General features: G+C 56.9%; 23 protein-coding genes. 20 read left to right on the top strand and 3 right to left on the bottom strand.

The features are described from left to right. The first annotated feature begins 126 nt into the window (after positions 1 to 126). The 4 genes from P0D80_RS26135 (at position 127) to P0D80_RS26120 (ending at position 3,533) form a co-directional block, all read left to right on the top strand. Positions 127 to 768 carry a DsbA family oxidoreductase gene (locus P0D80_RS26135; RefSeq protein ID WP_408176187.1) on the top strand — a complete coding sequence of 214 codons (642 nt, stop codon included), beginning with the start codon at positions 127 to 129 and terminating at the stop codon, positions 766 to 768. Between the two features lie 88 nt (positions 769 to 856). After that, positions 857 to 1,741, top strand: a complete 885-nt coding sequence (locus P0D80_RS26130) for a LysR substrate-binding domain-containing protein (protein WP_408176032.1) — start codon at positions 857 to 859, stop codon at positions 1,739 to 1,741. Positions 1,742 to 2,132: 391 nt separating this feature from the next. Next, positions 2,133 to 2,555 carry a VOC family protein gene (locus tag P0D80_RS26125; protein ID WP_408287612.1) on the top strand — a complete coding sequence of 141 codons (423 nt, stop codon included), beginning with the start codon at positions 2,133 to 2,135 and terminating at the stop codon, positions 2,553 to 2,555. A gap of 135 nt (positions 2,556 to 2,690) precedes the next feature. Then, the gene (locus P0D80_RS26120) at positions 2,691 to 3,533 is read left to right on the top strand and encodes an oxidoreductase (RefSeq protein WP_408287609.1); all 843 of its coding nucleotides are present in this window, start codon (positions 2,691 to 2,693) and stop codon (positions 3,531 to 3,533) included. A gap of 20 nt (positions 3,534 to 3,553) precedes the next feature. Here the strand turns inward: P0D80_RS26120 and P0D80_RS26115 are convergent, their stop codons facing one another. After that, positions 3,554 to 4,495, bottom strand: coding sequence for a LysR family transcriptional regulator (locus P0D80_RS26115; protein WP_408287606.1), 942 nt, complete (start codon positions 4,493 to 4,495; stop codon positions 3,554 to 3,556). Between the two features lie 106 nt (positions 4,496 to 4,601). On the opposite strand from P0D80_RS26115, the gene P0D80_RS26110 reads away from it, so the two are divergent. The 11 genes from P0D80_RS26110 to P0D80_RS26060 all read left to right on the top strand — a co-directional run bounded on the left by P0D80_RS26110 (position 4,602) and on the right by P0D80_RS26060 (position 14,997). After that, positions 4,602 to 6,113: a CoA-acylating methylmalonate-semialdehyde dehydrogenase gene (locus tag P0D80_RS26110; RefSeq protein WP_408287604.1), complete on the top strand. Its 1,512-nt coding sequence runs from the start codon at positions 4,602 to 4,604 to the stop codon at positions 6,111 to 6,113. Positions 6,114 to 6,426: 313 nt separating this feature from the next. Beyond that, positions 6,427 to 6,597 (top strand): LysR family transcriptional regulator, encoded by a 171-nt coding sequence (locus P0D80_RS26105; RefSeq protein WP_408176041.1) that lies wholly within the window; start codon positions 6,427 to 6,429, stop codon positions 6,595 to 6,597. A 17-nt stretch (positions 6,598 to 6,614) separates the two neighbouring features. Continuing rightward, positions 6,615 to 6,896: a LysR substrate-binding domain-containing protein gene (locus P0D80_RS26100; protein WP_408287600.1), complete on the top strand. Its 282-nt coding sequence runs from the start codon at positions 6,615 to 6,617 to the stop codon at positions 6,894 to 6,896. Positions 6,897 to 6,986: 90 nt separating this feature from the next. Continuing rightward, the gene (locus P0D80_RS26095) at positions 6,987 to 7,649 is read left to right on the top strand and encodes an MOSC domain-containing protein (RefSeq protein ID WP_408287597.1); all 663 of its coding nucleotides are present in this window, start codon (positions 6,987 to 6,989) and stop codon (positions 7,647 to 7,649) included. Between the two features lie 583 nt (positions 7,650 to 8,232). Then, positions 8,233 to 9,642: an MmgE/PrpD family protein gene (locus tag P0D80_RS26090; RefSeq protein ID WP_408287593.1), complete on the top strand. Its 1,410-nt coding sequence runs from the start codon at positions 8,233 to 8,235 to the stop codon at positions 9,640 to 9,642. 26 nt (positions 9,643 to 9,668) lie between these two features. Next, positions 9,669 to 9,899: a tautomerase family protein gene (locus P0D80_RS26085; protein ID WP_132374109.1), complete on the top strand. Its 231-nt coding sequence runs from the start codon at positions 9,669 to 9,671 to the stop codon at positions 9,897 to 9,899. A gap of 18 nt (positions 9,900 to 9,917) precedes the next feature. Further along, entirely contained in the window at positions 9,918 to 10,121 is a 204-nt protein-coding gene (locus P0D80_RS26080; RefSeq protein WP_408176047.1) for a tautomerase family protein, read from the top strand. A 196-nt stretch (positions 10,122 to 10,317) separates the two neighbouring features. Continuing rightward, positions 10,318 to 10,614, top strand: a complete 297-nt coding sequence (locus P0D80_RS26075; protein WP_408287589.1) for a DUF485 domain-containing protein — start codon at positions 10,318 to 10,320, stop codon at positions 10,612 to 10,614. Positions 10,615 to 10,631: 17 nt separating this feature from the next. After that, entirely contained in the window at positions 10,632 to 12,278 is a 1,647-nt protein-coding gene (gene actP / locus P0D80_RS26070; protein ID WP_408287586.1) for a cation/acetate symporter ActP, read from the top strand. A 514-nt stretch (positions 12,279 to 12,792) separates the two neighbouring features. After that, a complete protein-coding gene (locus tag P0D80_RS26065; protein WP_408176051.1) occupies positions 12,793 to 13,680 on the top strand; it encodes a LysR family transcriptional regulator in 888 nt (295 codons plus the stop codon). A 792-nt stretch (positions 13,681 to 14,472) separates the two neighbouring features. Beyond that, complete coding sequence (locus P0D80_RS26060) at positions 14,473 to 14,997, top strand: YceI family protein (RefSeq protein ID WP_408287625.1); 525 nt, start codon at positions 14,473 to 14,475, stop codon at positions 14,995 to 14,997. Between the two features lie 143 nt (positions 14,998 to 15,140). Here the strand turns inward: P0D80_RS26060 and P0D80_RS26055 are convergent, their stop codons facing one another. Continuing rightward, complete coding sequence (locus P0D80_RS26055) at positions 15,141 to 16,277, bottom strand: FAD-dependent oxidoreductase (RefSeq protein ID WP_408287583.1); 1,137 nt, start codon at positions 16,275 to 16,277, stop codon at positions 15,141 to 15,143. 14 nt (positions 16,278 to 16,291) lie between these two features. After that, entirely contained in the window at positions 16,292 to 17,833 is a 1,542-nt protein-coding gene (locus tag P0D80_RS26050; protein ID WP_408287581.1) for an FAD-dependent monooxygenase, read from the bottom strand. Between the two features lie 192 nt (positions 17,834 to 18,025). Here P0D80_RS26050 and P0D80_RS26045 point away from each other — a divergent pair, with 192 nt between their 5' ends. From P0D80_RS26045 to arsH, 5 genes are all read left to right on the top strand, one after another. Continuing rightward, complete coding sequence (locus tag P0D80_RS26045) at positions 18,026 to 18,631, top strand: TetR/AcrR family transcriptional regulator (protein ID WP_408287578.1); 606 nt, start codon at positions 18,026 to 18,028, stop codon at positions 18,629 to 18,631. 146 nt (positions 18,632 to 18,777) lie between these two features. Beyond that, entirely contained in the window at positions 18,778 to 19,110 is a 333-nt protein-coding gene (locus P0D80_RS26040; protein ID WP_132374118.1) for an ArsR/SmtB family transcription factor, read from the top strand. 105 nt (positions 19,111 to 19,215) lie between these two features. Further along, positions 19,216 to 20,301, top strand: a complete 1,086-nt coding sequence (gene arsB / locus P0D80_RS26035) for an ACR3 family arsenite efflux transporter (RefSeq protein WP_408287575.1) — start codon at positions 19,216 to 19,218, stop codon at positions 20,299 to 20,301. After that, positions 20,298 to 20,723: an arsenate reductase (glutaredoxin) gene (arsC, locus tag P0D80_RS26030; RefSeq protein WP_408287572.1), complete on the top strand. Its 426-nt coding sequence runs from the start codon at positions 20,298 to 20,300 to the stop codon at positions 20,721 to 20,723. Before arsB ends, arsC begins: the two co-directional genes overlap by 4 nt. Continuing rightward, complete coding sequence (arsH, locus tag P0D80_RS26025; RefSeq protein WP_408287569.1) at positions 20,720 to 21,484, top strand: arsenical resistance protein ArsH; 765 nt, start codon at positions 20,720 to 20,722, stop codon at positions 21,482 to 21,484. The genes arsC and arsH overlap by 4 nt, the downstream gene beginning before the upstream one ends. Positions 21,485 to 21,524: the final 40 nt, after the last annotated feature.

The raw sequence follows: 21,524 nt of genomic DNA, 5'->3' as shown, positions 1-21,524 counted from the left end.
GACCTTGGGTGCGCCGTGATCAGGCGAACGATCCCGCAGGCATTCACAAATTCGGTTGTGCCTGTCTGTCTCTGTTGCCCTCGTATCGAGTCGTTCGCGTAACAGGTCATTTTCATCATGAAAGCAATGAAAAAACCACTCAGAATCGATTTTGTCTCCGACGTAGCGTGCCCGTGGTGTGCTATCGGTCTCTCCTCGCTGCAACTTGCGATCGCGCGCCTTGGCGAGGCCGTCGACGTCGAATTAGTCACGCATCCCTTCGAACTGAATCCGCAGATGGGCAACGATGGCGAAGCACTCGTCGAACATATCGGAAAGAAATACGGGCGCACCCCGGAACAGATAGCCGAGGCACAGGTCGCGCTGCGCGAGCGTGGCGCGAATGTCGGCTTTACTTTTGGCCCGCGCACACGCATTTACAACACCTTCGATGCGCATCGCCTGTTGCATTGGGCCGCTATCAAAGGCAAACAGTTACCGCTGAAAGAGGCGCTACTACGGGCCTATCATAGCGAGGGTAAAGCCCCGAGCGACCATGACGTTCTGGTCGACGCTGCGGAATCTGTGGGGCTCGACGCAGAGCAGGCGCGCATCGTTCTGCAAAGCGGCGACTACGCCGATGAAGTTCGTGCGGAAGAAGAGAAATACCAGGCGATGGGTATCCATTCGGTGCCGTCAATCATCGTTGACAATCGCTATCTGCTGACCGGCGCACAGCCTGTCGAAGCTTTTGAGGACGCCATCCGACAAAATCTGGCGGAAGCGTGAGGCATCCTCCGCAGTGACTTCCACGATGACTTTCGCGCCGCAATGTCGGTTCGTCGTCGACTTCGGAAATTTTTCATAGGGTAGCGTTATGGATGTTGCGGACCTCAGGGCATTTGAAGCGGTCGCTCGCCACGGGAGCATGAACAGGGCGGCCGTAGAGTTGCACACTGTCCAGTCCAACGTAACGGCCCGGATCCGTTCACTGGAAAAAGAAGTTGGTGTTGCGCTCTTTCAGCGGCATGTCCGCGGTGTGAGCATGACTCCGGCGGGGCAGCGCATGCTTCCTTACGCGGCGCGGATCGCCAAGCTCGTTGCAGACGCTCGCGTGGCGGCCATGGACGACGGACCTCCGGGTGGTTCCCTGGTGTTGGGAACCATGGAAACCGCTGCGGCGCTGCGGCTTTCACCGATAGTGAGCAACTTCGCGCGGATGTATCCGCAAGTCAGGCTGTCGCTGACGACCGGAACAAGCCGCAGCCTCGCGACGGATGTCACGGAATGTCGTCTGGATGGAGCGTTCATAGCAGGTCCTTTTGACCATCCGGAGCTTCACAGCGAAACGATTCTTCATGAAGAACTGGTGCTTGTGACCCCTCGGACCATAGACTCGCTGGAGTCTTTGGCGTCAATCCCGAACCTGAAAACGATTGTGTTCCGTGTCGGATGCGCGTATCGGCAGCAACTGGAAGCGCTGCTTGTCGAGATGGGGATTCTTGTGACGGCTCTCGAGTTCGGCTCGTTGGACGCAATCATTGCGTGTGTAGCGGCCGGTATCGGGATCACGTTGCTGCCGCGAGGCGTGGTCGCGTCAGCGGCGCAGCAGGACATCATTGCTCTCCATGAGGTCTCGCCTGAAAAAACACATGTCGAGACGCTTTTCGTCCGACGACATGACGCATACATGTCGAGCGCCATGCGCGCTTTCGTCGAGGTCTCGCGCTCGGAGTTTGGGCCTTTGATGGCGGCGGCATAACGGTGTACTGGCGGAGAAACCTCATCGTCTGCGTATTCGGGGCGTTCACGACAGTCGTCAGCTTGAGCATGTTGCTGCCGTTGCCGGCGCGATCATTTTCGTCACCACTATTCTGGCCGTTGTACTGGTCAAAGAAAGGGTATCTATTTTCTCGATACCCATATCGTCACAAACCGCTTATGCACTCTCGAAACATTGTTAAGCTGCTTTCTGCGTGATGCGTCGACTATCCGAACGCAGGAACGTCGTTATACGCTCCGTCGGGTTCTTAAAGAGTACCTCCGCGATGATGGCAACGGTGCCGAAATCTTATCGTTTCGAACAATACGCTACACGCGAGGCCGCTTCGGAGTTGACGAATATCATCTAAGTTCAAATGGAGAGCTTGGGGATGACTGATGCACCTCTAACACTTGGCATAGACCACGTTGGTCTGACGGTCCGTAATCTGAGCGTCACCCGGGACTTTTTCATCAACGTCCTGGGCTGGACACAGGTTGGCGGGAGGCCCGACTACCCGGCGGCTTTTGTGTCCGACGGGCACATCACGCTGACACTCTGGGAGGTCAAGGATCTGCAGAATTGCGTGGCGTTCGACCGCAAAACGAATGTAGGTCTACATCACCTCGCGCTGCGGGTCGGTAGTAAAGAGGCTCTCGACGCAATCTTCGCACGGGTCTCCGGATGGCCAGGGGTAGTGGTTGAGTTCGCATCTGAGAACATGGGTGAAGGACCCAAGCGTCACACGATGTTGTACGAGCCGGGCGGCATCAGACTCGAGTTCGATTTCGATCCGCGAATTCAGCCTGCTTGAGTCGTGTTGAGTCATGGACGAAGTGGTTCAGGTAGCGCGTGGTGCAGACCTACTCGTCGTATCTAGCGCCCGATTTCTTATCAAAGTAGCTGCTGGAACGGCAGTTCGAAGACTATCCAACGGGAGGTTCCAAACATGAGCCACGCCGCCCAGCGCATTTTTTTGATTTCCGGTGCGAGTTCCGGTTTTGGTCGTGCCTTGGCGAGAGCAGCATTGGCCGCCGGCAATACGGTGATTGGCATTGTGAGGAGCGAGCGTGCGAAGGCTGAGATTGAGGGATTGCATGCACACCACGCCCACGGTGCGATCCTCGATGTGTCTGATTTCGATTCAATCAATGCGACGATCGAGGAAGTCGTCGAGCGCGTTGGTGCGATCGACGTTCTCGTGAATAGTGCAGGATACGGTCATGAAGGAATCCTCGAGGAATCTCCGCTCGATGAACTCCGTCGTCAGTTCGATGTGAATGTGTTCGGCGCAGTCGCTATGATCAAGGCCGTGCTCCCGTCGATGCGAATACGACGCACCGGTCACATCATCAATATCACGTCGATGGCGGGCCTAGTTACTTTTCCCGGCATTGCATACTACTGCGGTAGCAAGTTTGCACTTGAAGGCATATCAGAGGCCTTGGAACAGGAAGTGCGCAGTTTTGGTATTAAGGTGACCGCTGTTGCGCCGGGCGCGTTTCGAACGGATTGGGCGGGCAGATCGATGGTGCGCACTGAGCACAACATCGACGACTACGACCCGGTGTTTGCTCCGATCCGCCGCGCTCGTATGGCGAAAGACGGGAAACAGCCTGGGGATCCGGTGAAGGCGGCGCAGATCATGTTGGACCTGATCGACGAGGTTGATCCGCCGGTTCACCTCGTGCTTGGCGATGATGCGTTAAGTGTAGTCCGGGACAGAATGTCAGTGCTGAGCCACGAAATTGACGCTTGGGAATCCGTTTCGAAATCCACTGGCTTCTCGTGAAAACGTAGCGGCGCGAACGGCTATGGAGGAAATCCTTCAGCGAAAGTATCCCTCAGGTACGTGACAAACAGTTCGACAGCGCGCGGTACGTGCGGGGTGTATGGCCGGACCACATAGAGCTGCTCGGCAAAGGCGCCTATTGGCCGCCAGTCAGGCAGGAGAACAATGAGTTTTCCCGATTGAATCGCTGCTTGCGCCGTGAAATCGGGCAGCAGCGCGATGCCCAGATCGTCAAGGGCCGCGTCTCTCAAGGCTTCGCTATTGTTAGCGGAGAAGGGGCCGTTTACCGTGATCATCAAAGGAGCCGACTGCGTCCGCCGCGCGGCTCTGCGTTCGAACGACCAGATTCCGGACCCTAAAGCACGAGGATAGAACAGGCAATCGTGAGCGGAGAGATCCGCTGGCGATTCAGGGTAACCTCGACGCTCCAGATATGCGTGTGTCGCGACAATGACGGATTGCGTCTCGCACAGCTTCCAGGCGACATGGGTCTCAGGGACCTGAGAGCTATGTCTGACGGCAAGATCGAAGCCTTCCGTGGCAATCGAGGTCAGACGATCAGACGCTTCGAGTTGAACCCGTACTTCGGGATTCGCCCGCAGAAACGCAGACATCTTCGGCACCAACTGCTGCCGCGCGAACGCCACTGGAGCGGTTACCCTGATCAATCCGCGTGCAACGCCCGCCATTTCCTTAACCATCGCAAAACTCGTCGCAATGTGCTCGTACTCCAGACGTGTGTTGTCGACGAGTCGCTGCCCGGCTTCAGTGAGTCGTACGCTGCGGGTGTTACGTTGCACCAGTGCGACACCCGAGGCTCGCTCGAGTTCTGCGATGCGTTGGCTCATTGCGGCCTTGCTCACGCCAAGGCGCGCGGCCGCCGCAGTGTACGTGCCCTGTTCGGCAAGAACCGTCAGCCAGTGCAAATGAGTCCAAAGGCCTTCGACTTTTCGCGTATCCATATGTCTATTGTTCGCCGTTGGAAACGATCATTTCAAGTTTAACGCCTTTGCAAACGTAATGCCGACTCCTAGACTTTGTTCACCACCCATCAATCAAGGAAGCGAAATGCAAGCGTTCAACGACACAGCCGACGTCACCCACTTTATTCATGGCGAGCCAGTACGTGGGTCAGGAATGCGTACCCAGGCGATTTTCAATCCTGCGACCGGTGAACGCCCACGCAAACTCCTGCTGGGGGAGATCGCAGATGTCGACACCGCTGTCGCAAGCGCCAAGGCTGCATTTCCGAAGTGGAGCAACACGCCACCGATCCGCCGCGCCCGCGTCATGCTGCGGTTTCTCGAGTTGATGAACAGGCATCGGGATGAACTGGCCGCAATCATCACGGCCGAACATGGAAAGGTCTTCTCGGATGCTCAAGGCGAGGTGGCGCGGGGTATCGATGTCATCGAATTTGCCTGCGGCATTCCGCAGCTTCTTAAGGGGGACTATACCGAGCAGGTCTCAACGGGCATGGATAACTGGACAACGCGTCAGGCGCTCGGCGTTGTCGCGGGCATTACGCCGTTCAACTTCCCGTGCATGGTGCCTTGCTGGATGTTCCCTGTTGCGATTGCGGCGGGCAATGCCTTCATTCTGAAGCCAAGCGAGCGTGACCCGTCGGCGTCGTTGTTCATGGCAAGGCTGTTGAAGGAGGCCGGTCTGCCGGACGGCATCTTCAACGTGGTTCAGGGCGACAAGGTCGTTGTTGATGCTTTGCTCGCGCACCCGGACGTGAAGGCGGTGAGCTTTGTCGGATCGACGCCAATCGCCAATTACATCTACGAGACCGGCGCGAAGAACGGCAAGCGCGTGCAAGCGCTGGGTGGGGCCAAAAATCATATGGTTGTGATGCCCGATGCCGACATCGATCAAGCGGTCGACGCGCTGGTTGGCGCTGGGTACGGCTCCGCTGGCGAGCGTTGTATGGCTATTTCGATCGCTGTTCTCGTCGGCGATGTGGCTGACAAGATCATTCCGAAGCTCGCCGAACGTGCGCGTAGTCTTATTGTAAAGAATGGCATGGAGTCCGATGCGGAAATGGGCCCTGTCGTTACGCAACAGGCGCTCGAACGCATAGAAGGGTACATCGGGATTGGTGTCGACGAAGGTGCGAAGTTGGTCGTTGATGGTCGCGGCCTCAAGGTCGACGGTCATGAGGGCGGATTCTTCACGGGCGGTACGCTGTTCGACAACGTTACACCGGAGATGAGAATATACAAGGAAGAAATCTTTGGGCCCGTTCTTGCCTGCGTCCGTGTGAAGGACTTCTCGGAAGCGGTCGATTTGATCAATGCTCATGAGTTCGGCAACGGCGTGGCGTGCTACACCCGCGACGGGCACATCGCTCGCGAATTCGGGCGACGCATCGAAGTAGGTATGGTCGGCATCAACGTCCCTATTCCGGTCCCGATGGCCTGGCACGGATTCGGCGGCTGGAAGCGCAGTCTGTTCGGCGACACGCATGCATACGGCGAGGAAGGTGTTCGATTCTATACGAAGCAGAAGTCGATCATGCAGCGCTGGCCGGAGAGCACGGAGAAGGGCGCTGAATTTGCAATGCCCACGGCAAAGTAAGCGAGCCGATTCGATAAAGGTGATCGGGCGTCGCGTGCGGCACGATGCGGCGTCTGATTTCTGTCTGCGTGTAGTTCCCAGGCACTGGCCTGCCGCGTCGTTTTCCCCTGTCGCGGATCATCGTGCAGGGTCCTCTCTGTAACAAATTTCTAACGATAACTATGCACTCCGTCGGTGGCGATCCAGGAGTGACACTGCCCGTCTTGCCGCAATGGAAAGAGTGTTTTTATTGCCTACCGATTGACTGCACGTCCGGTCAAACCAAACTCTCGTATTAGTCGCATTCCCGAGTGAGAAGCAAACGGCGGGCGAAATGAATTTCTCATCGTTAGAAATATTTTGTGCCGTCGCCAGCGAGCAAAGTGTGACCCGAGCAGCACGCCATTCGGCCCGTGTTCAGTCAAATGTGGCGATGCGCGTAAAACAGCTTGAAGAGGAACTGGAGGTTCAGCTTTTCTATGAAGTGGAAAGCGGACGAGGTTGACGCCAAGTGGCCGCACGATGCTGGACTATGCGCAACGAATCCTGTATCTCGCGGAAGAGGCGAGACTTGCGATGAAACCTGAGCAGCAGTGCGCACGCTTGAGCATTGGCGCTACGAAATCTACCGCAGCGGCACGCCTTGCGGCTTTGCTTTCGAAATACCATGGCAGGTGGCCCCGGGTGGAGTTGGAGGTTTCGATCGGTACATCGCGTTCACTTGTCGAAGACGTGGAGAGAGACCATCTCGACTGCGTTTTTGTCGCCGAGGTGACGGGTACGATGACGACGAGACCTGGCTGAGAGAGCAGTTTGCGTCGGCACTTGCGCCTCGGACTTGGTCGGCTTTATTGGATGGAGTCTGTGCCGAAGTAGCACAACACGGATATGGCTATGCAACGACAGTTTGTGCAGCATACAACTACGGAAACGACCAACCCAGTCGTCGTCCGACTACTCGCGGCCAGTGTAGGTTCGAGTGCTCCGCTGGACGTGGGTAGTACCTCGCCAGGGATGGTGGTTAACTCCGGAATACGCAAAACCCCTGTCAGCGTGCTTCACGACCGGGCTTGTATTGAGGTCAAGAGGCTAGGGCTGGTCGGTGATGAGCAAGTAGACCTTAGCGTGCATGGAGGCCTCGAGAAAGCTGTTTATATGTATCCGGTCGAACACTACGAATGGTGGCGCGAACGCCGGCTTGAAGCGGGCGTAATGGGCGCGGACGATCCGCTGCCGTTTGCTGCGATGGGAGAGAATTTAACGACGAGTGGGCTGCTCGAAACTCAACTCTGGGTCGGAGATCGCATCTTGATCGATGAGGTCGAATTTCGTGTCGAGTCTCCCCGAAATCCCTGCTACAAGTTTAACGCCGTGATGGGATACCCGCGTGCTGCCAAACACATGATGGCCAGTGGGTACTCCGGTGTTTATTTAAGCGTGTTCAAAACTGGATTCATTTCCGCAGGTTCGTCGATTCAGGTAATTCCTGGCCCTCGGCAGGAGTCGATAAGCGCGATTCTGGACCGGCGGCGTGTCCGCGCACGGAGGGAGCCGTAAGTCGGAAAGTACAGCTGCGCCGTCGGGCGGCCTCTACTCATGAGCCTTCGTGGGTGAAGCGTTCTTCGGCGACACCAACCTGACGCGAAATACGCGTGCGTAACTGATCAGTCGATTGGTCGCGGTGATCTCTCGATTCCAGCGACGAAATGATCCGAAAATCGGTTGACCGTTTAGAAGCATCGCAACCTGCAAAGCACCTGAGCGGAATCCTATGAGCGGCTCCGGGGCGCACTGGCCGGATGGGCCAGGGGCCCGGAATGACTGGGTTATCTCTGAGATAGATAACCGTATTTAATACCTTCGCTTGATATCCAGTTCGAATGATGCGAGTTTGTCTCATTGGTTGGAGACACGGCAATGCCACATCGAAACCCGACTTCGGTAGGAGATGGCAGTTGGCGGAGTCACTGCTGCTGGTTCAACGTCGCCGGGCAACGAAGCGAAATCGCAGCCCTACAGCTATAAGCGTGTGTAGACGGAAGGCGAAGCGCGTCAATTGAAAGAAATGCACGCGAGTCGCCAATTGAGAATCGGACTGCCGTTCGAGGCGATCCGGAAATTTTTGAGGGATAGATTTCAAATGAGTACACCCACGACTGCTCAGCGTATCGGCCGCTTTGCATACGACGCACGTGCAGACCATCTTACTCCCGGCGCGAGGGCAATTCTCAAGCGGAATATTCTTGACAGTCTTGGTTGTGCAATAGCAGCGCTGCCTGGTAAGCCGTTCAAGGCGCTTCGCGATCAGTTCGATGAGTACCGCGGCTCGGGGACATGTTCGTTGATTGGAGGCGGTAAGACTTCGCCCGACCAGGCCGCCTTGTACAACTCAGGCCTGGTGCGGTATGTAGACCTGCTGGACAGCTACATGTCCCCCGGCGGACTCTGTCACCCGAGCGATAACTTCGGGACCATTCTGGCAGCCGCTGAGCATGCTTCCGCAAGTGGCGAAGAGTTCATGCTGGCGTTGGCAACAGCCTATGAAATTGGCTGCCGTATTACCGCAATCGTGCCGGTTATGGCCAAAGGGTTTAACCACGCTATTCAGTTGGCGATCTCCGCCGCAGCCGGGTCGGGAAAGCTGTTCGGTCTCGATGCCGATCAGATTGCTAACGCGATTGCAATCGCAACGATCGACAATATTTCACTGACGTGCGTCCATTCCGAGCCGGTTTCACAGTGGAAAGGCTTTTCCCCCGGTATCACGGGCATGAGAGCCGTCTATTCTGCATCTCTTGCCAAGCGTGGATTCACAGGTCCAATTCGCCTTTTCGAAGGGCCCAATGGTCTGGTGCGAATGTTTGACCAACCACTCGACGTCGATTGGGAAGACCAGCGGCTTGAGGTCGTTCACGAGACGATCATGAAGAAATACTGTTCGCTCATTCATGGTCAACCTGTCCTTGAAGCGACGCTCGCGTTAAAGCGAAAACATGATTTGACGAGCGATGACGTGGACGAAGTCCAATGTGACATCTTCCAAAGCGGATTCGACATTGCCGGCGGCGGCAGCTTCGGCCCGAAGGATGACCCGCAGACCAAAGAACAGGCGGACTACAACCTCAAGTATCTGATTGCGGCTGCGTTGCTCGATGGCCGAGTCGGTCCGGCTCAGCTTGAACCCGAGCGTGTACAGGCACCCGATGCACAGGCATTGCTCAGAAGAGTGTCGGTGAAACCTGACGCTGAATTTTCAGCGCAATACCCACACGCTCTCAACACGCGCGTGACGATCAAATGCAAGGATGGTCGCGTGTTGGTCACTGAGCATATCGGCTTCGAAGGCGGCCTGGACAATCCGTTCACGTGGGAACGCACCGTCGAAAAATTTGACTGGTTAAGCGAACAACACGCGGACAAGAAACTCCGAGACCAGCTCATCGAGCTCGTCTCGGAGTTGGATGAACATCCGATCGAAGACTTAATGAACCTCTTGGCGAAAGTCAGTCCGGAGCCACGATTCCCGGCGATGCATCCGGGAATTCAATAATCCATAAAGGCATTTAGGAGCTATATATGGCACTCATTTCTTGTGACATGCGTTTTGGTCGGACCGACGAGCAAAAGCGGCAACTTGCCGCCGGCTTACTCCGGGTGGTCAGCGCCGCGACAGGTGAAACGAAGAATGACATCTTTTTCGTGATTCGCGAGGGACGTGGAATCAATTTCGTCGAACACGGCGAGCATCTTCCGGAGTATGTCGAGGGTGCGGCGAACGATAAAGAACTGATTGAACGTCTTAAATAGATCTGACGGAGAAATATTGTGCCTTTCATCGAATGCCATATCAAGAGCGGTCTTACGCAAGGACGACGTGAACAACTCATCCGGGACATCATCCAGGTCACGCACGACTCGATCGGATCGGACCCCAAGATTATCAATGTGATCTTGCACGAACATCCGGCTGAAAATATCAGCATTTCCAGTCGGATTAATGGAGAGGACTTCAAGAAGTCTACCGGGTAGCCGCGCCAAACTGCGCGCTAGAGTCTTGTTCGGAGTTCCGCCGGGCGTGGCGTCCGGCGGCTGGAAGGCAGTGCATGCAGTGCATGCAGCACGATTGAAGATATGGATAAACCATAGCATTGTCTGTGTCAGGTCTGGTGAGAAACACGTTTTTTTGGAATATATAGTATGCAGTAGAAAAGAATATGGAGGAGAAATGAACCGAGCAAAGATGGCGGTCGACGGTGTCGCTGCCGGAAGTGAGAAAGTGGGGCTGGCAATATTTTTGACGCTCGTCGAAGTGCGGATGTTCTTCGGGTTCATTACTCTTGCCGTCGTGTCGCCGACAACGCTCGCTTCGCCGGTGATAGATGGGTCGGAGGTTACGGTTGCGTTCCTATACGGAATAGGCATTCTGGTCGTTAGCGTGCTGCTTATCGGGTTGTATGTCCTGGTCGAAAACGCAGCAGATTCGCGAAAATTTCGTATCAATTCCGCTGAATTTCAATCGTAAATTGACCGGTGACCCATATGAACATTCTTCGACATGGCGCCTTTCTCGCGCTTTCAGCATCCGCATGCGTTGCGAGTACCGGATCCTTTGCTGCTGGGAGCGGCGTAGGTACCGGAAACGGCGTGGCGATAGCGTTTTTTCTTGCTTTCGTACTGGCGACGCTTGCTATTACCTACTGGGCCGCCAAGCGAACGAAGTCGACTGACGATTTCTACGCAGCCGGAGGTGAAATAACCGCATTGCAAAATGGTCTTGCAATCGCGGGTGACTTCATGTCAGCCGGTGCATTTCTTGGTCTGACAGCTTTGGTGTTCAGTAGTGGGTTTGATGGTCTTGTCTACGCGGTAGGGTATGCGACGGGGATGCCAATTGTTGTGTTTCTGCTGGCGACGAGACTGCGAAAACTCGGTAAATATACAGTCGCTGATGCGGTTTCCACGCGTCTTGGCGAGACACCGATTCGTATCTTCTCGGCTTGCGCATCGCTATGCATTGTTTCGCTATACCTCATCGCGCAAATGGTGGGGGCAGGGCAACTGATCAAGCTGTTGTTTGGTATTGACTATGTCTACGCCGAAATTCTTGTTGGCGCTCTCATGATGTTTTATGTGGCCTTCGGAGGGATGGTCGCCACGACTTGGGTACAGCTAGTGAAGGCGACGTTGCTGCTGCTCGGCACGATTGTGATGAGCTTTCTGGTGCTGCGAAATTTTGGCTTTAACTTCTCGGAATTGTTGCGGCGTGCCGTGGAAATTCATCCAAAGGGCAGTGCAATCCTCAGTCCACAGTTTCTGGTGAGAGATCCTGTGTCGGGATTTTCATTGGGTCTTGCGGTGATGTTTGGTACCTCGGGATTGCCGCACATTCTCATGCGTTTCTTCACGGTTCCCGACGCACGGGCTGCACGCGGCTCGGTATTTTGGGCAAGTGCATTTATCAACCTGTTCTTTGCACTCGTGTTTGTCATCGGGTTTGGATCTATCGCGCTGGTCGCCTCCAATCCGGACTTCCTGGATGGCGCGGGAAAACCGCTCGGCGGCGTAAATATGGTTGCTATCCACCTTGCAAAGGCGGTAGGAGGAAACGCGTTGCTTGGGTTTATCTCCGCAGTCGCATTCGCTACCATTCTTGCGGTTGTCTCAGGGTTGACACTCGCGGGTTCTTCGGCAGTTTCGCATGACCTTTACGCCCGTGTCTTTTGCAAAGGTGCCGCGAGTCAAGCCAATGAAGTACGGGTATCAAGGATATCGACTCTGGTTCTTGGGGTCATCGCGGTGGCATTAGGCATTGCATTCAGGACACAGAATGTGGCTTACATGCTTGGACTTACTTTCTCGGTCGCCTGTAGCTCGACTTTTCCAGTGTTACTGCTTGCCCTTTATTGGAAACGATTGACCACGATTGGAGCCGTTGTGGGTGGAACTGTCGGGTTGGTCTCTGCCATCTTGCTGACGGTCGCAGGCCCAGCCGTCTGGGTGCATGTTATTGGGAATGCGAAGCCACTTTTCTCGATCGATCCATCGACCATAGTGACTATGCCGCTCGCGTTTATGACGTGCTGGTTGATATCCATACTGGACCGTAGCAAACAGGCGGATACTGACCGGGCGCGCGGTGCGACTCTACAGGAGCCTCCGGTATTCGCGGGACCGATTGGTCATTAGATCCCGGAGTGGCGTACAGAGATTTTGTCGCCGTTAAGTGGTCGAACTCGCGAGGCTATCCGATGGAGTGGTCGACCACAGGACTAGGTCGCATAGCGCGTTACTCAGTTCGAGGGCGGATCGTCGAGATCCGCTCTGTACACTTTCGGGTCAGATAGAAGCAGGCACTCCTCCAAGCTCGGCGGTGCGCTGAACGTCGCACCAACGCTGCTCTGTTCCTGCGCTATTTCTCGCGTTTGCGAAGCGACCAAAGGGTACTGTTTGCCTCGAATGTTCAATTTCGCTTTGGTGTAGCATGCAAGATAAGTTCGCTGTGCAGCGCTGTGCGAACCGCCGTACGGTTCGTGAATTTTGGTTGCCTCCGACAGTTGCCGATGGTCTGCACGCTGTTCAATCAGTTTGTCGTGCAAGCGTCTGAATAAAACGAAGTTATCGAGCCGAAGTTTTTGATAGCTTGCCGCTCGGACATCGAAGCTTTTATCGAGGTTGTGGACATTTCATAGAGGTGCAAAGCATGGACGCTGCCGACCTCAAGGTCTTCGAAGCCGTAGCTCGTCACGGAAGTATGAACCGGGCAGCTGCCGAGCTCAATACCGTTCAATCCAATGTGACAGCGCGAATTCGATCTCTGGAGAGAGAGGTCGGAGTCGCTCTCTTTCAAAGGCATGTGCGCGGCGTGAGCATGACCCCTGCGGGGCAGCGCATGCTTCCGTATGCCGCGCGTATTGCAAAGCTCATTGCAGATGCCAAGGTGGCAGCGCTGGATGACGGCGCACCGAGCGGCACTCTCACGCTCGGAACACTCGAGACGACTGTGGCGTTGAGGCTCTCTCCAATACTAAGTAACTTCGCTCGAATGTATCCGCAGGTTCGACTGTCTCTGACAACGGGCACGAGTTGCAGTCTCACGGCCGATGTTGCGGAATGTCGGCTGGACGGGGCGTTTATAGCGGGTCCGCTGGACCATCCGGACCTTTACATTGAGACAGTCTTTCATGAGGAGTTGGTTCTGGTTACGCCGCGTACCGTACGCACGCTCGAGGCGATCAGATCGGTGCAGGACCTCAAAACAATTGTCTTCCGTTCAGGTTGCTCGTACCGTCAGCGGCTCGACGCGCTGCTCGCCGAAATGGGAGTGCTCACGGCAGCGCCCCTCGAATTTGGCTCGATGGATGCGATCATCGCATGCGTTGCCGCGGGTATCGGTATCACGCTATTGCCCCGAGGCGTGGTCTCCGCGGCAGCGGAACAGGATCTCGTTACTATCCACGCTATATCGCCAGAGAAGGCGCAAGTCGAAACACTGTTTATCCGGCGGCATGATGCTTATGTCTCGAGTGCAATGCAAGCTTTTGTTGACGTTGCACGGTCCCAACTCGGGCCGCTGATGGTCGCCGCGTAGACGGTGTACGGGAGTAACGTTACGCGGCGAGGCCTGGCGATTCGCGGTTCAGCCCGTCTGATTGAAGTCATGCAGTATTGATTTCCAGCGAATTCTGACCGACAGTTTTCATCTGGATTTGTGCCCCAGACAGCGTAGTGCAGTTGGCGGCGACGGCGTCGAGTTCTGCCGAAGTCGTATCGGCGTGGATCGCGACTGTCGCTTCAGCTGAATCGAATGGCGTACCGTTCGAGTCAGTTCAACGGATCATCGCCGTTTCAAAGCCAGTTTGTCGCTTTCCCGCCGCGCGTCGTCTCCGAATTCAGAAAGTCAAAATCAAGTCCATCGGCCAGAAATCTTGCCTATGGACGCTCAATTGCGATTCCCTTCCCACGCTGACTCGGTGTCATTGTTGCATGGTTGGCAAAGGAATGGATAACCTGTTCACTTGCCATAGTCAAGTTACGCGGATAGGATGATCGCATGGACATCGCCGATAAAGCGACTGCGTCATAGAGAGATTCGTTAGTAATCCAGATGTAACTAGGCAGATTGTCGAGATAACGTTTCAGCGTTAGGCACATGTCCGTGCTCAACATCGCCGGCGGCGTGCCCCGAGGCGCTCCTTCTTCCAATACTGACCTGGCGCGATCCATCCCAATCTTTGCCCGGGTGATTTCGTCTTCCCGAACCGTCCAGACAAAATGGATATACAGGCTGCCTTTTTGACTCTTACCAGACCAACCCAAGGAATCTGAATTGAACAAGAACCTGATTGCAGCTGGCATTCTGGCGCTGATCACGGGCGCCGCCATGGCGACCCCGACGACTTACGACCTCGACCCGAGGCACACCTATCCCAGCTTCGAAGCTGACCATTTTGGCGGCATTTCGGTGTGGCGAGGTAAGTTCACGAAAAGCAGCGGCGTCGTGACACTTGACCGCGCTGCGAAGACTGGCACGATCGACGTGTCGATTGACACCGCGTCGATTGACACCGGTAATGCGCAACTCGATACGCGCGTGAGGTCGGATGAATTTTTCGATGTCACCAGGTATCCGACCGCGACGTTCAAAGGCAATGCACTCCGCTTTGATGGCGACACGCCGACCGAGGTCTCGGGCGACTTCACGTTTCATGGGGTGACCAAGCCGCTGACGTTGAAGATTGATTCGTTCAAGTGCTTCGTCAACCCGCTGATCAAGCGTGAGGTGTGTGGTGCGGAAGCCAGCGCGCAATTCGACCGCGCCGATTACGGCGTGACTTGGGGCACTAAATATGGCTTCAAGACGCTGACTCGCTTGCAGATTCAAGTCGAAGGCGTGAAGGCGGACTAGGCTGTAGGCAGTCGTCGACAACTTACCAGCTAACTCCGGAATGACAGCGACAAACGACGGCCGTCCAGAAACCAGTTAAGGAAGGGAGTGGCGGACGCCCTCCGGCGCCCGCCAAAGGGCATGATTTGCCGGCGTGCAGCGGGCTACTTGACGGACTGGTAATTGGTGAAAAATTCAACGACGCTCTGAGGCGAGTTGTCGTTGAAGAACAGCTTGAGGTTCCGTTCAGCCTCCGCAGCAGTGGACGCGCTGCGGGGAAGGAGGTCCTTTTCATAGGCGATGAGCGCAGCTTCAACATCACCGGGGTTGGCGGAGATGGCTTTCCCGAGTTCAGCGCCGTCGTACATCGCGAGGTTGGCCCCTTCACCAGCGAACGGCGACATCAGGTGCGCTGCATCGCCAAGCAAAGTCACGCCGGGTACGCGATCCCATTTGTGCTCGACCGGCAGCGCATGGATAGTGCGAGGCACAGGGTCAGTCTCACCATCGGTTAGGAGCGCTGTGAGCTCCGGAGCCCAGCCGTCGAATTCCTCGGCGACGCGGGCTAAGGCAGTGGGCGGGTGGGAGAAGTCGATGCGAGCGATCCAATCCTCCGGCTTGATCAAGGCGACGTACGTGTGCAGCACATCATTGGCCTCGCGATGTGCGAGGATGCCTTTCCCCGGCGCTAGCGCAAACAGCGCGCCGCCGCCCACCGCTTCGGCGCTTGCCTTGTGACGGGTGTCGCCGTCAAACAGGTATGTCTCAATGAATGAAACGCCGACATATGCGGGCTTAGCCTTGGAAAGAAGCGGACGAACTCTTGACCAGGCGCCGTCTGCGCCGACGAGGAGGTCGGTGGTCACTGTCGAGCCATCGGCGAAGGTCAACATATGCCGGCCGTCGCCGAGTGGACCGACCGCTGTGACCTTGTGTCCCCAGCGGATCGTGTTGGCAGGAAGTGAGTCAAGCAGAATCCGACGAAGGTCTCCTCGGTGTACCTCAGGTCGACCGCCTGTACCGTCGTCGGGCTCATCGATCAGGACATTGCCGTCCTTGTCGAGCACCCGGGTCGCTTCGCCGCCAGTTCGGATGATCCCGAGGAATTTGTCGAAGAGCCCCGCTGCTTTAAGTGCGAGCTGCCCGTTGTATTCGTGGATATCGAGCAATCCTCCCTGTGCGCGCGCGGTTGCCGATTCTTCCGCTTCGTAGACCGTCGCTGCAATACCGTGAACGTGGAGGACGCGAGCGAGTGTCAGGCCGCCGAGCCCGGCACCGATGATTGTGACTGGAGTATTCATTCTGATTCCGTCCTTCACCAGCGAGCCGCGGCTTTTTGGAGTTCGCTGTAATCCGGGTCGTTGTCAGAGGCCCAGGCAATAATCCCATCAGGACGTACCAGTGCAGCGCTCAAGCCCGATTGTTCTTTCGCCCGGCCAGAAACGTACTTGATTCGATCGTCATCTGAGTTCGCCAAAGTTTTGAGCGAAGCGTTGCTGTGAAAATCAAGCAGTACGCCTCGGCCATCGCGCATTAGCTCACCGATTGTTGCGCCGTCTTCGAACTCAAAGTTGGGAACGCTATGGCCTACGAGGGGATGGCCGCCACCAAGATTGTAGTTTGTGAAAACGCCCCACACCCTTCCTGCAAAGTAGGTGGCACCATCGCGCGTGTTCATCAGGTCGCGGATAATTGCATTTAGTGCGCGGGCTTGTGGGTCGGGTCTCATGATTGCGACCTGGGCGCGGGACCAGTCCAGAACCCGTGCACCGATCGGGTGTCGTTCCGTCTGATAACTGTCCAACAAGCCTTCCGGCGCTTTCCTCTTGATGGTGGCGGCGAGCTTCCAGCCCAGGTTCATGGCGTCGCCCAGTCCAAGATTGAGCCCTTGGCCTCCAAGCGGCGCATGAATGTGCGCGGCATCGCCAGCTAAAAGAACCCGTCGGTTGCGATAGGTTGTTACCTGCCGTGCCCGGTCCGTCCACGTGGCCGCGATGTGCAAGCCATTGATACTGACGTCGGTGGTCGAGATGCGGCGTAGAACTTCCTGCACGTGTTCTCGCGTGATTGGCGTTCCTGCGCTATGGAATGCGCCGCCATCAAAATCCTGCATCACCAGGTAACCTGGCTGCGACTGCAAGTACATGCCTGCGGGTGTCACGTTTCGGCCCGACTTGAGCTTCTCCGGATCGGCAATGTCGACTTTAGCCGTGTAGCCGGTGAATTCCGGCTCAGTACCGACGAATTCAAAACCGCCTGCCTTGCGAACAACACTGCGGCTTCCATCGCAACCCACGAGCCATTGACTTTCAAAAGTATGGTTTCCGCACTGAACAGTGACTCCGTCCTCGGCTTGATGAAAGTCGGTAACGGGAAACCCGCGCTTGATTTCGACGCCCAAGGCTTCTGCGCGGCGAGACAGCACCACTTCAAGCTCTTCCATTTCGGATATCAAACTGGTTGCGGTCGAACTCGGCAGGCGATACGTCCACTGAGAGGTGTCAATATCGCCGTCATGAAACGGAATGCCGGCGAAGTGTCCGACCTGACGACGCGACCCTTCGCCAGAGTTTTGGTGGGGATTCTTGAGGCGTTTATGGATCTCAAGTTCCTGTAGCAATCCACGACGGTAAAGCGCTTCAATAGTTGGCGCGGAGAGTCCGCGTATGCCGAAAGGCAGCTGCTTAAATGGCGAGTGCGGATCCTTCGTCTTTTCGAGTATCAGGACGGAACATTTGGCCAAGGCCAATTCACAGGCGAGAAATAAGCCTACGGGGCCTGCGCCGGAAATGATCACGTCGTGAATAGATCGATTCTGTGCGGATTGCTTGCGGTTGACCGTGACTGGATTATTCATCCTGCTTCCTTCGATGTTGGAGGCCGTCACCGGGGACCCCGCAGATAGTTATGGAACGTCATTCCACGATATTGGAACGACATTCCAAATGTGTCAAGATGCGGCATGACCAGAAAATCACGTAACACTCCACGTAGCCCTCAGCGACGAGAAGAATCGCTCTCGCGGGATCGCATCATCGAGGCGTCGATCGTGCTGTTGGACAGCAGTGGAGAAAGCGGACTGACATTTCGGACCCTGTCCGAACGGCTTGCCACCGGTGCTGGCGCCATTTATTGGCACGTCGAGAACAAGAGCGATCTGCTGACCGCCGCCTGCGACGCGATCGTCGCTCGCACGATGGCGTCGTGCGTGGCCGGCGCGACACCGCAGGCGACAATTCGCGCCCTCGCGCTGGGCATGTTCGACGCGATCGACGCGCATCCGTGGGTTGGCTCGGCGCTCACACGTGTGGCGGGGCAGTTGCCCATGGTGCGCATTGTCGAATGCCTGGGTCAGCAGGTTCGCGCGCTTGATGTGCCCGATGAAGACCAGTGGGCAGCGGTGTCCGCGCTGCTGCATTACATCCTTGGCGTCGCTGGACAGAACGCCGCCAACACGCAGTTCGCCCGGACGCGAGGCGTCGACAGATCCGACTTCCTGGACGCGATGGCGACCGTATGGTCCCAGCTCGATCCGAATGAGTATCCGTTCGCACGCAGCCTCGCCGGACAGTTGCGCGTTCACGACGACCGGGTCGATTTTCTCGCCGGGATCGATCTCATCCTCAGCGGTATCGAGTCATCGCACGGTCGCTGACCAGGCGCTGACCCTGCGACTCGAGCGGGCGCTGGTGGACGTTCGCGTGCGCGACCTCCGCTCGGCTATCGAGTGCCATTCGCCTGAATCCGATCTTCATTTCAACAATCCTTGAAATATGGAAATGGATGATTTATTGTTCGGGCATGGACTCAAACCTCGTTGTACGCGCCTTGAGCGCGCTCGCCCATGAATCGCGCCTTGCGATCTTCCGTCTGCTGGTTGTGGCCGGCCCTGATGGCATGGCTGCCGGCGAAATCGCTCAGCAGCTTGGGCTTTCCCCTTCCAGCCTGTCCTTCCACCTGAAGGACCTGTCACATGCAGACCTGGTGAAGCCGCGACAGGAGGGGCGTTTCATCATCTACACGGCGAACTTCGACGCCATGTCGGGCTTGATCGCTTTCCTGACGGAGAACTGCTGCGCCGGTGCAACCTGTGCGGCAAGCAACATCGTCAGCTGCTGCGGAGACAAACCATGAAACGGATGCACATCCATGTGGAGTTGGCCGAGATGACTATGTGCTTTAACGCAGCGCCACTGCGAGAAATGCGCGCGATTGGCGAGAAGTCCACAGGGGAAGCCAATGAGCGGCACTGATACGGCGAACGGCGGCGCACGGCCGGCGATCGGATTTTTCGAGCGTTACCTCACGGTCTGGGTCGCTCTCTGCATTGTTGGCGGCATTCTGTTCGGCCAATTATTACCCCGGCTGTTCCAGTCGATTGGCGCAATGGAAGTGGCTCAGGTCAACCTTCCGGTCGGTGTGCTGATCTGGGTGATGATCATCCCGATGCTGGTCAAGATCGACTTTGCCGCCATGACCCAGGTTAAGAGTCAATGGCGCGGCATAGGCGTCACGCTGTTCGTGAACTGGTTCGTCAAACCGTTCTCGATGGCATTGCTCGGCTGGATTTTCATCCGCCACGTGTTTGCGCCGTTGCTTCCCGTCGATCAGATCGACAGCTATATCGCCGGCCTGATCCTGCTGGCCGCCGCACCCTGCACGGCGATGGTCTTCGTATGGTCGCAACTCTGCAAGGGCGATCCGTATTTCACGCTCTCACAAGTGGCGCTAAACGACTCCATCATGATAGTGGCGTTCGCGCCGCTCGTCGCACTCCTGCTCGGCCTGTCTGCGATCGCGGTGCCGTGGGATACGCTGATCATCTCGGTTGGTCTATACATCGTGGTCCCGGTCATCCTCGCGCAACTGCTGCGCCGCAAGCTGCTCGCCGAAGGTGACGCGCATTTCCGCCAGGCGGTCGCGCGTCTCGGTCCCTATTCGATCAGCGCACTGCTCGCGACCCTCGTGCTGCTGTTCGCCTTTCAGGGGCAGGCGATCGTTGAGGAGCCGCTCGTGATCGCCATGCTCGCGGTGCCGATCCTGATCCAGGTGTTTTTCAATTCGGGCCTCGCGTACCTGTTGAATCGGCGGCTCGGTGTCGCGCACTGCGTGGCGGGGCCGTCCAGTCTGATCGGCGCGAGCAATTTCTTTGAGCTTGCGGTCGCCACGGCAATCAGCCTGTTCGGTTTCCGTTCAGGCGCGGCCCTGGCGACTGTAGTCGGCGTGCTGATCGAAGTGCCGGTGATGTTATTCGTCGTCGGCGTGGTCAACCGCTCGCAGCATTGGTACGAAGCGAAACACGGCATCAAGGGGCAAAATGTATGAGCGTCACGATCTATCACAATCCCGATTGCGGCACGTCGCGCAACACGCTGGCGATGATCCGCAATGCCGGGATCGAGCCCGAAGTCATCGAGTATCTCAGGACGCCGCCCGATCGGAAGACACTGAAGGGGCTGATTGCTCGCGCCGGTTTGACGGTCCGCGCCGCGCTGCGTGAAAAGGGTACGCCCTACGCCGACCTTGGCTTGGGCGACGCGTCCCTGAGCGATGAGCAGTTGCTCGACACCATGATGCAGCACCCGATTCTGATCAATCGTCCGTTTGTTGTTACGCCGCTTGGCGTGCGCCTGTGCCGGCCCTCCGAGGTCGTGCTCGAGATCCTGCCTGCCGGGCAGAGAGGCTCGTTCGCCAAAGAGGACGGCGAGCAGGTCGTCGATAGCGAAGGCCGGAGGCTCCTCAAATGACGCAGGATATGCCCAACCTCAGCGCACCGCACCTCGACTCGCCGGATCTGCAGAAACTCGAACCCCGCACGGCTTCGCAGCACCCCCCAAGAATCCTCCTGCTCTTCGGCTCGCTGCGCCCCACGTCATACAGCCGGCTGCTCGCGCTGGAAGCCGAACGCATCCTGCGCCATTTCGGCGCGCAAACGCGGGTGTTCGATCCGCACGGCTTGCCGCTTGCGGACAGCGTGCCAGCCGATCATCCGAAGGTGGTCGAACTGCGCCAACTCTCGGAGTGGTCGGAAGGGCAGGTGTGGTGCAGCCCGGAGCGTCACGGAACACTGACGGCCGTATTCAAGAACCAGATCGACTGGCTACCGCTTGAAAGCGGTGGTGTTCGCCCCACGCAGGGTCGTACGCTCGCGGTGATGCAGGTGTGCGGCGGATCGCAATCGTTTAACGCGGTGAACGCGTTGCGCATTCTCGCCCGATGGATGCGGATGGTGACCATTCCGAATCAGTCCTCGGTGGCGAAGGCGTGGCAGGAGTTCGATGCGGATGGCCGGATGAAGCCCTCGTCGTATTACGATCGCGTCGTCGACGTGATGGAAGAGCTGTACAAGTTTACGCTACTGATACGTGACCGCTCCGACTACCTGAACGATCGCTATAGCGAGCGCAAGGAAGCGCACCCGGAGCTTGCAACGACGCTGGCAGCCGCCGCCATGAATCAGGAAACGGTGACCGCGAATGCGGACACCGACGACAGCGAAACTGAGTGACATCTGCGAGGATCGCGAAGAACCGATGCCGGCGCCAGGC

This window comes from Paraburkholderia sp. RL17-373-BIF-A, assembly GCF_046030175.1.
GTDB lineage: Bacteria > Pseudomonadota > Gammaproteobacteria > Burkholderiales > Burkholderiaceae > Paraburkholderia.
This window is presented reverse-complemented; position numbering and strand designations above follow the sequence as displayed.

Coding starts and splice junctions, on each gene's coding strand:
- P0D80_RS26135 (WP_408176187.1), top strand. CDS start 127: ATGAAAAAACCACTCAGAATCGATTTTGTCTCCGACGTAGCGTGCCCG.
- P0D80_RS26130 (WP_408176032.1), top strand. CDS start 857: ATGGATGTTGCGGACCTCAGGGCATTTGAAGCGGTCGCTCGCCACGGG.
- P0D80_RS26125 (WP_408287612.1), top strand. CDS start 2,133: ATGACTGATGCACCTCTAACACTTGGCATAGACCACGTTGGTCTGACG.
- P0D80_RS26120 (WP_408287609.1), top strand. CDS start 2,691: ATGAGCCACGCCGCCCAGCGCATTTTTTTGATTTCCGGTGCGAGTTCC.
- P0D80_RS26115 (WP_408287606.1), bottom strand. CDS start 4,495: ATGGATACGCGAAAAGTCGAAGGCCTTTGGACTCATTTGCACTGGCTG.
- P0D80_RS26110 (WP_408287604.1), top strand. CDS start 4,602: ATGCAAGCGTTCAACGACACAGCCGACGTCACCCACTTTATTCATGGC.
- P0D80_RS26105 (WP_408176041.1), top strand. CDS start 6,427: ATGAATTTCTCATCGTTAGAAATATTTTGTGCCGTCGCCAGCGAGCAA.
- P0D80_RS26100 (WP_408287600.1), top strand. CDS start 6,615: ATGCTGGACTATGCGCAACGAATCCTGTATCTCGCGGAAGAGGCGAGA.
- P0D80_RS26095 (WP_408287597.1), top strand. CDS start 6,987: ATGCAACGACAGTTTGTGCAGCATACAACTACGGAAACGACCAACCCA.
- P0D80_RS26090 (WP_408287593.1), top strand. CDS start 8,233: ATGAGTACACCCACGACTGCTCAGCGTATCGGCCGCTTTGCATACGAC.
- P0D80_RS26085 (WP_132374109.1), top strand. CDS start 9,669: ATGGCACTCATTTCTTGTGACATGCGTTTTGGTCGGACCGACGAGCAA.
- P0D80_RS26075 (WP_408287589.1), top strand. CDS start 10,318: ATGAACCGAGCAAAGATGGCGGTCGACGGTGTCGCTGCCGGAAGTGAG.
- actP (WP_408287586.1), top strand. CDS start 10,632: ATGAACATTCTTCGACATGGCGCCTTTCTCGCGCTTTCAGCATCCGCA.
- P0D80_RS26065 (WP_408176051.1), top strand. CDS start 12,793: ATGGACGCTGCCGACCTCAAGGTCTTCGAAGCCGTAGCTCGTCACGGA.
- P0D80_RS26060 (WP_408287625.1), top strand. CDS start 14,473: ATGGCGACCCCGACGACTTACGACCTCGACCCGAGGCACACCTATCCC.
- P0D80_RS26055 (WP_408287583.1), bottom strand. CDS start 16,277: ATGAATACTCCAGTCACAATCATCGGTGCCGGGCTCGGCGGCCTGACA.
- P0D80_RS26050 (WP_408287581.1), bottom strand. CDS start 17,833: ATGAATAATCCAGTCACGGTCAACCGCAAGCAATCCGCACAGAATCGA.
- P0D80_RS26040 (WP_132374118.1), top strand. CDS start 18,778: ATGGACTCAAACCTCGTTGTACGCGCCTTGAGCGCGCTCGCCCATGAA.
- arsB (WP_408287575.1), top strand. CDS start 19,216: ATGAGCGGCACTGATACGGCGAACGGCGGCGCACGGCCGGCGATCGGA.
- arsC (WP_408287572.1), top strand. CDS start 20,298: ATGAGCGTCACGATCTATCACAATCCCGATTGCGGCACGTCGCGCAAC.
- arsH (WP_408287569.1), top strand. CDS start 20,720: ATGACGCAGGATATGCCCAACCTCAGCGCACCGCACCTCGACTCGCCG.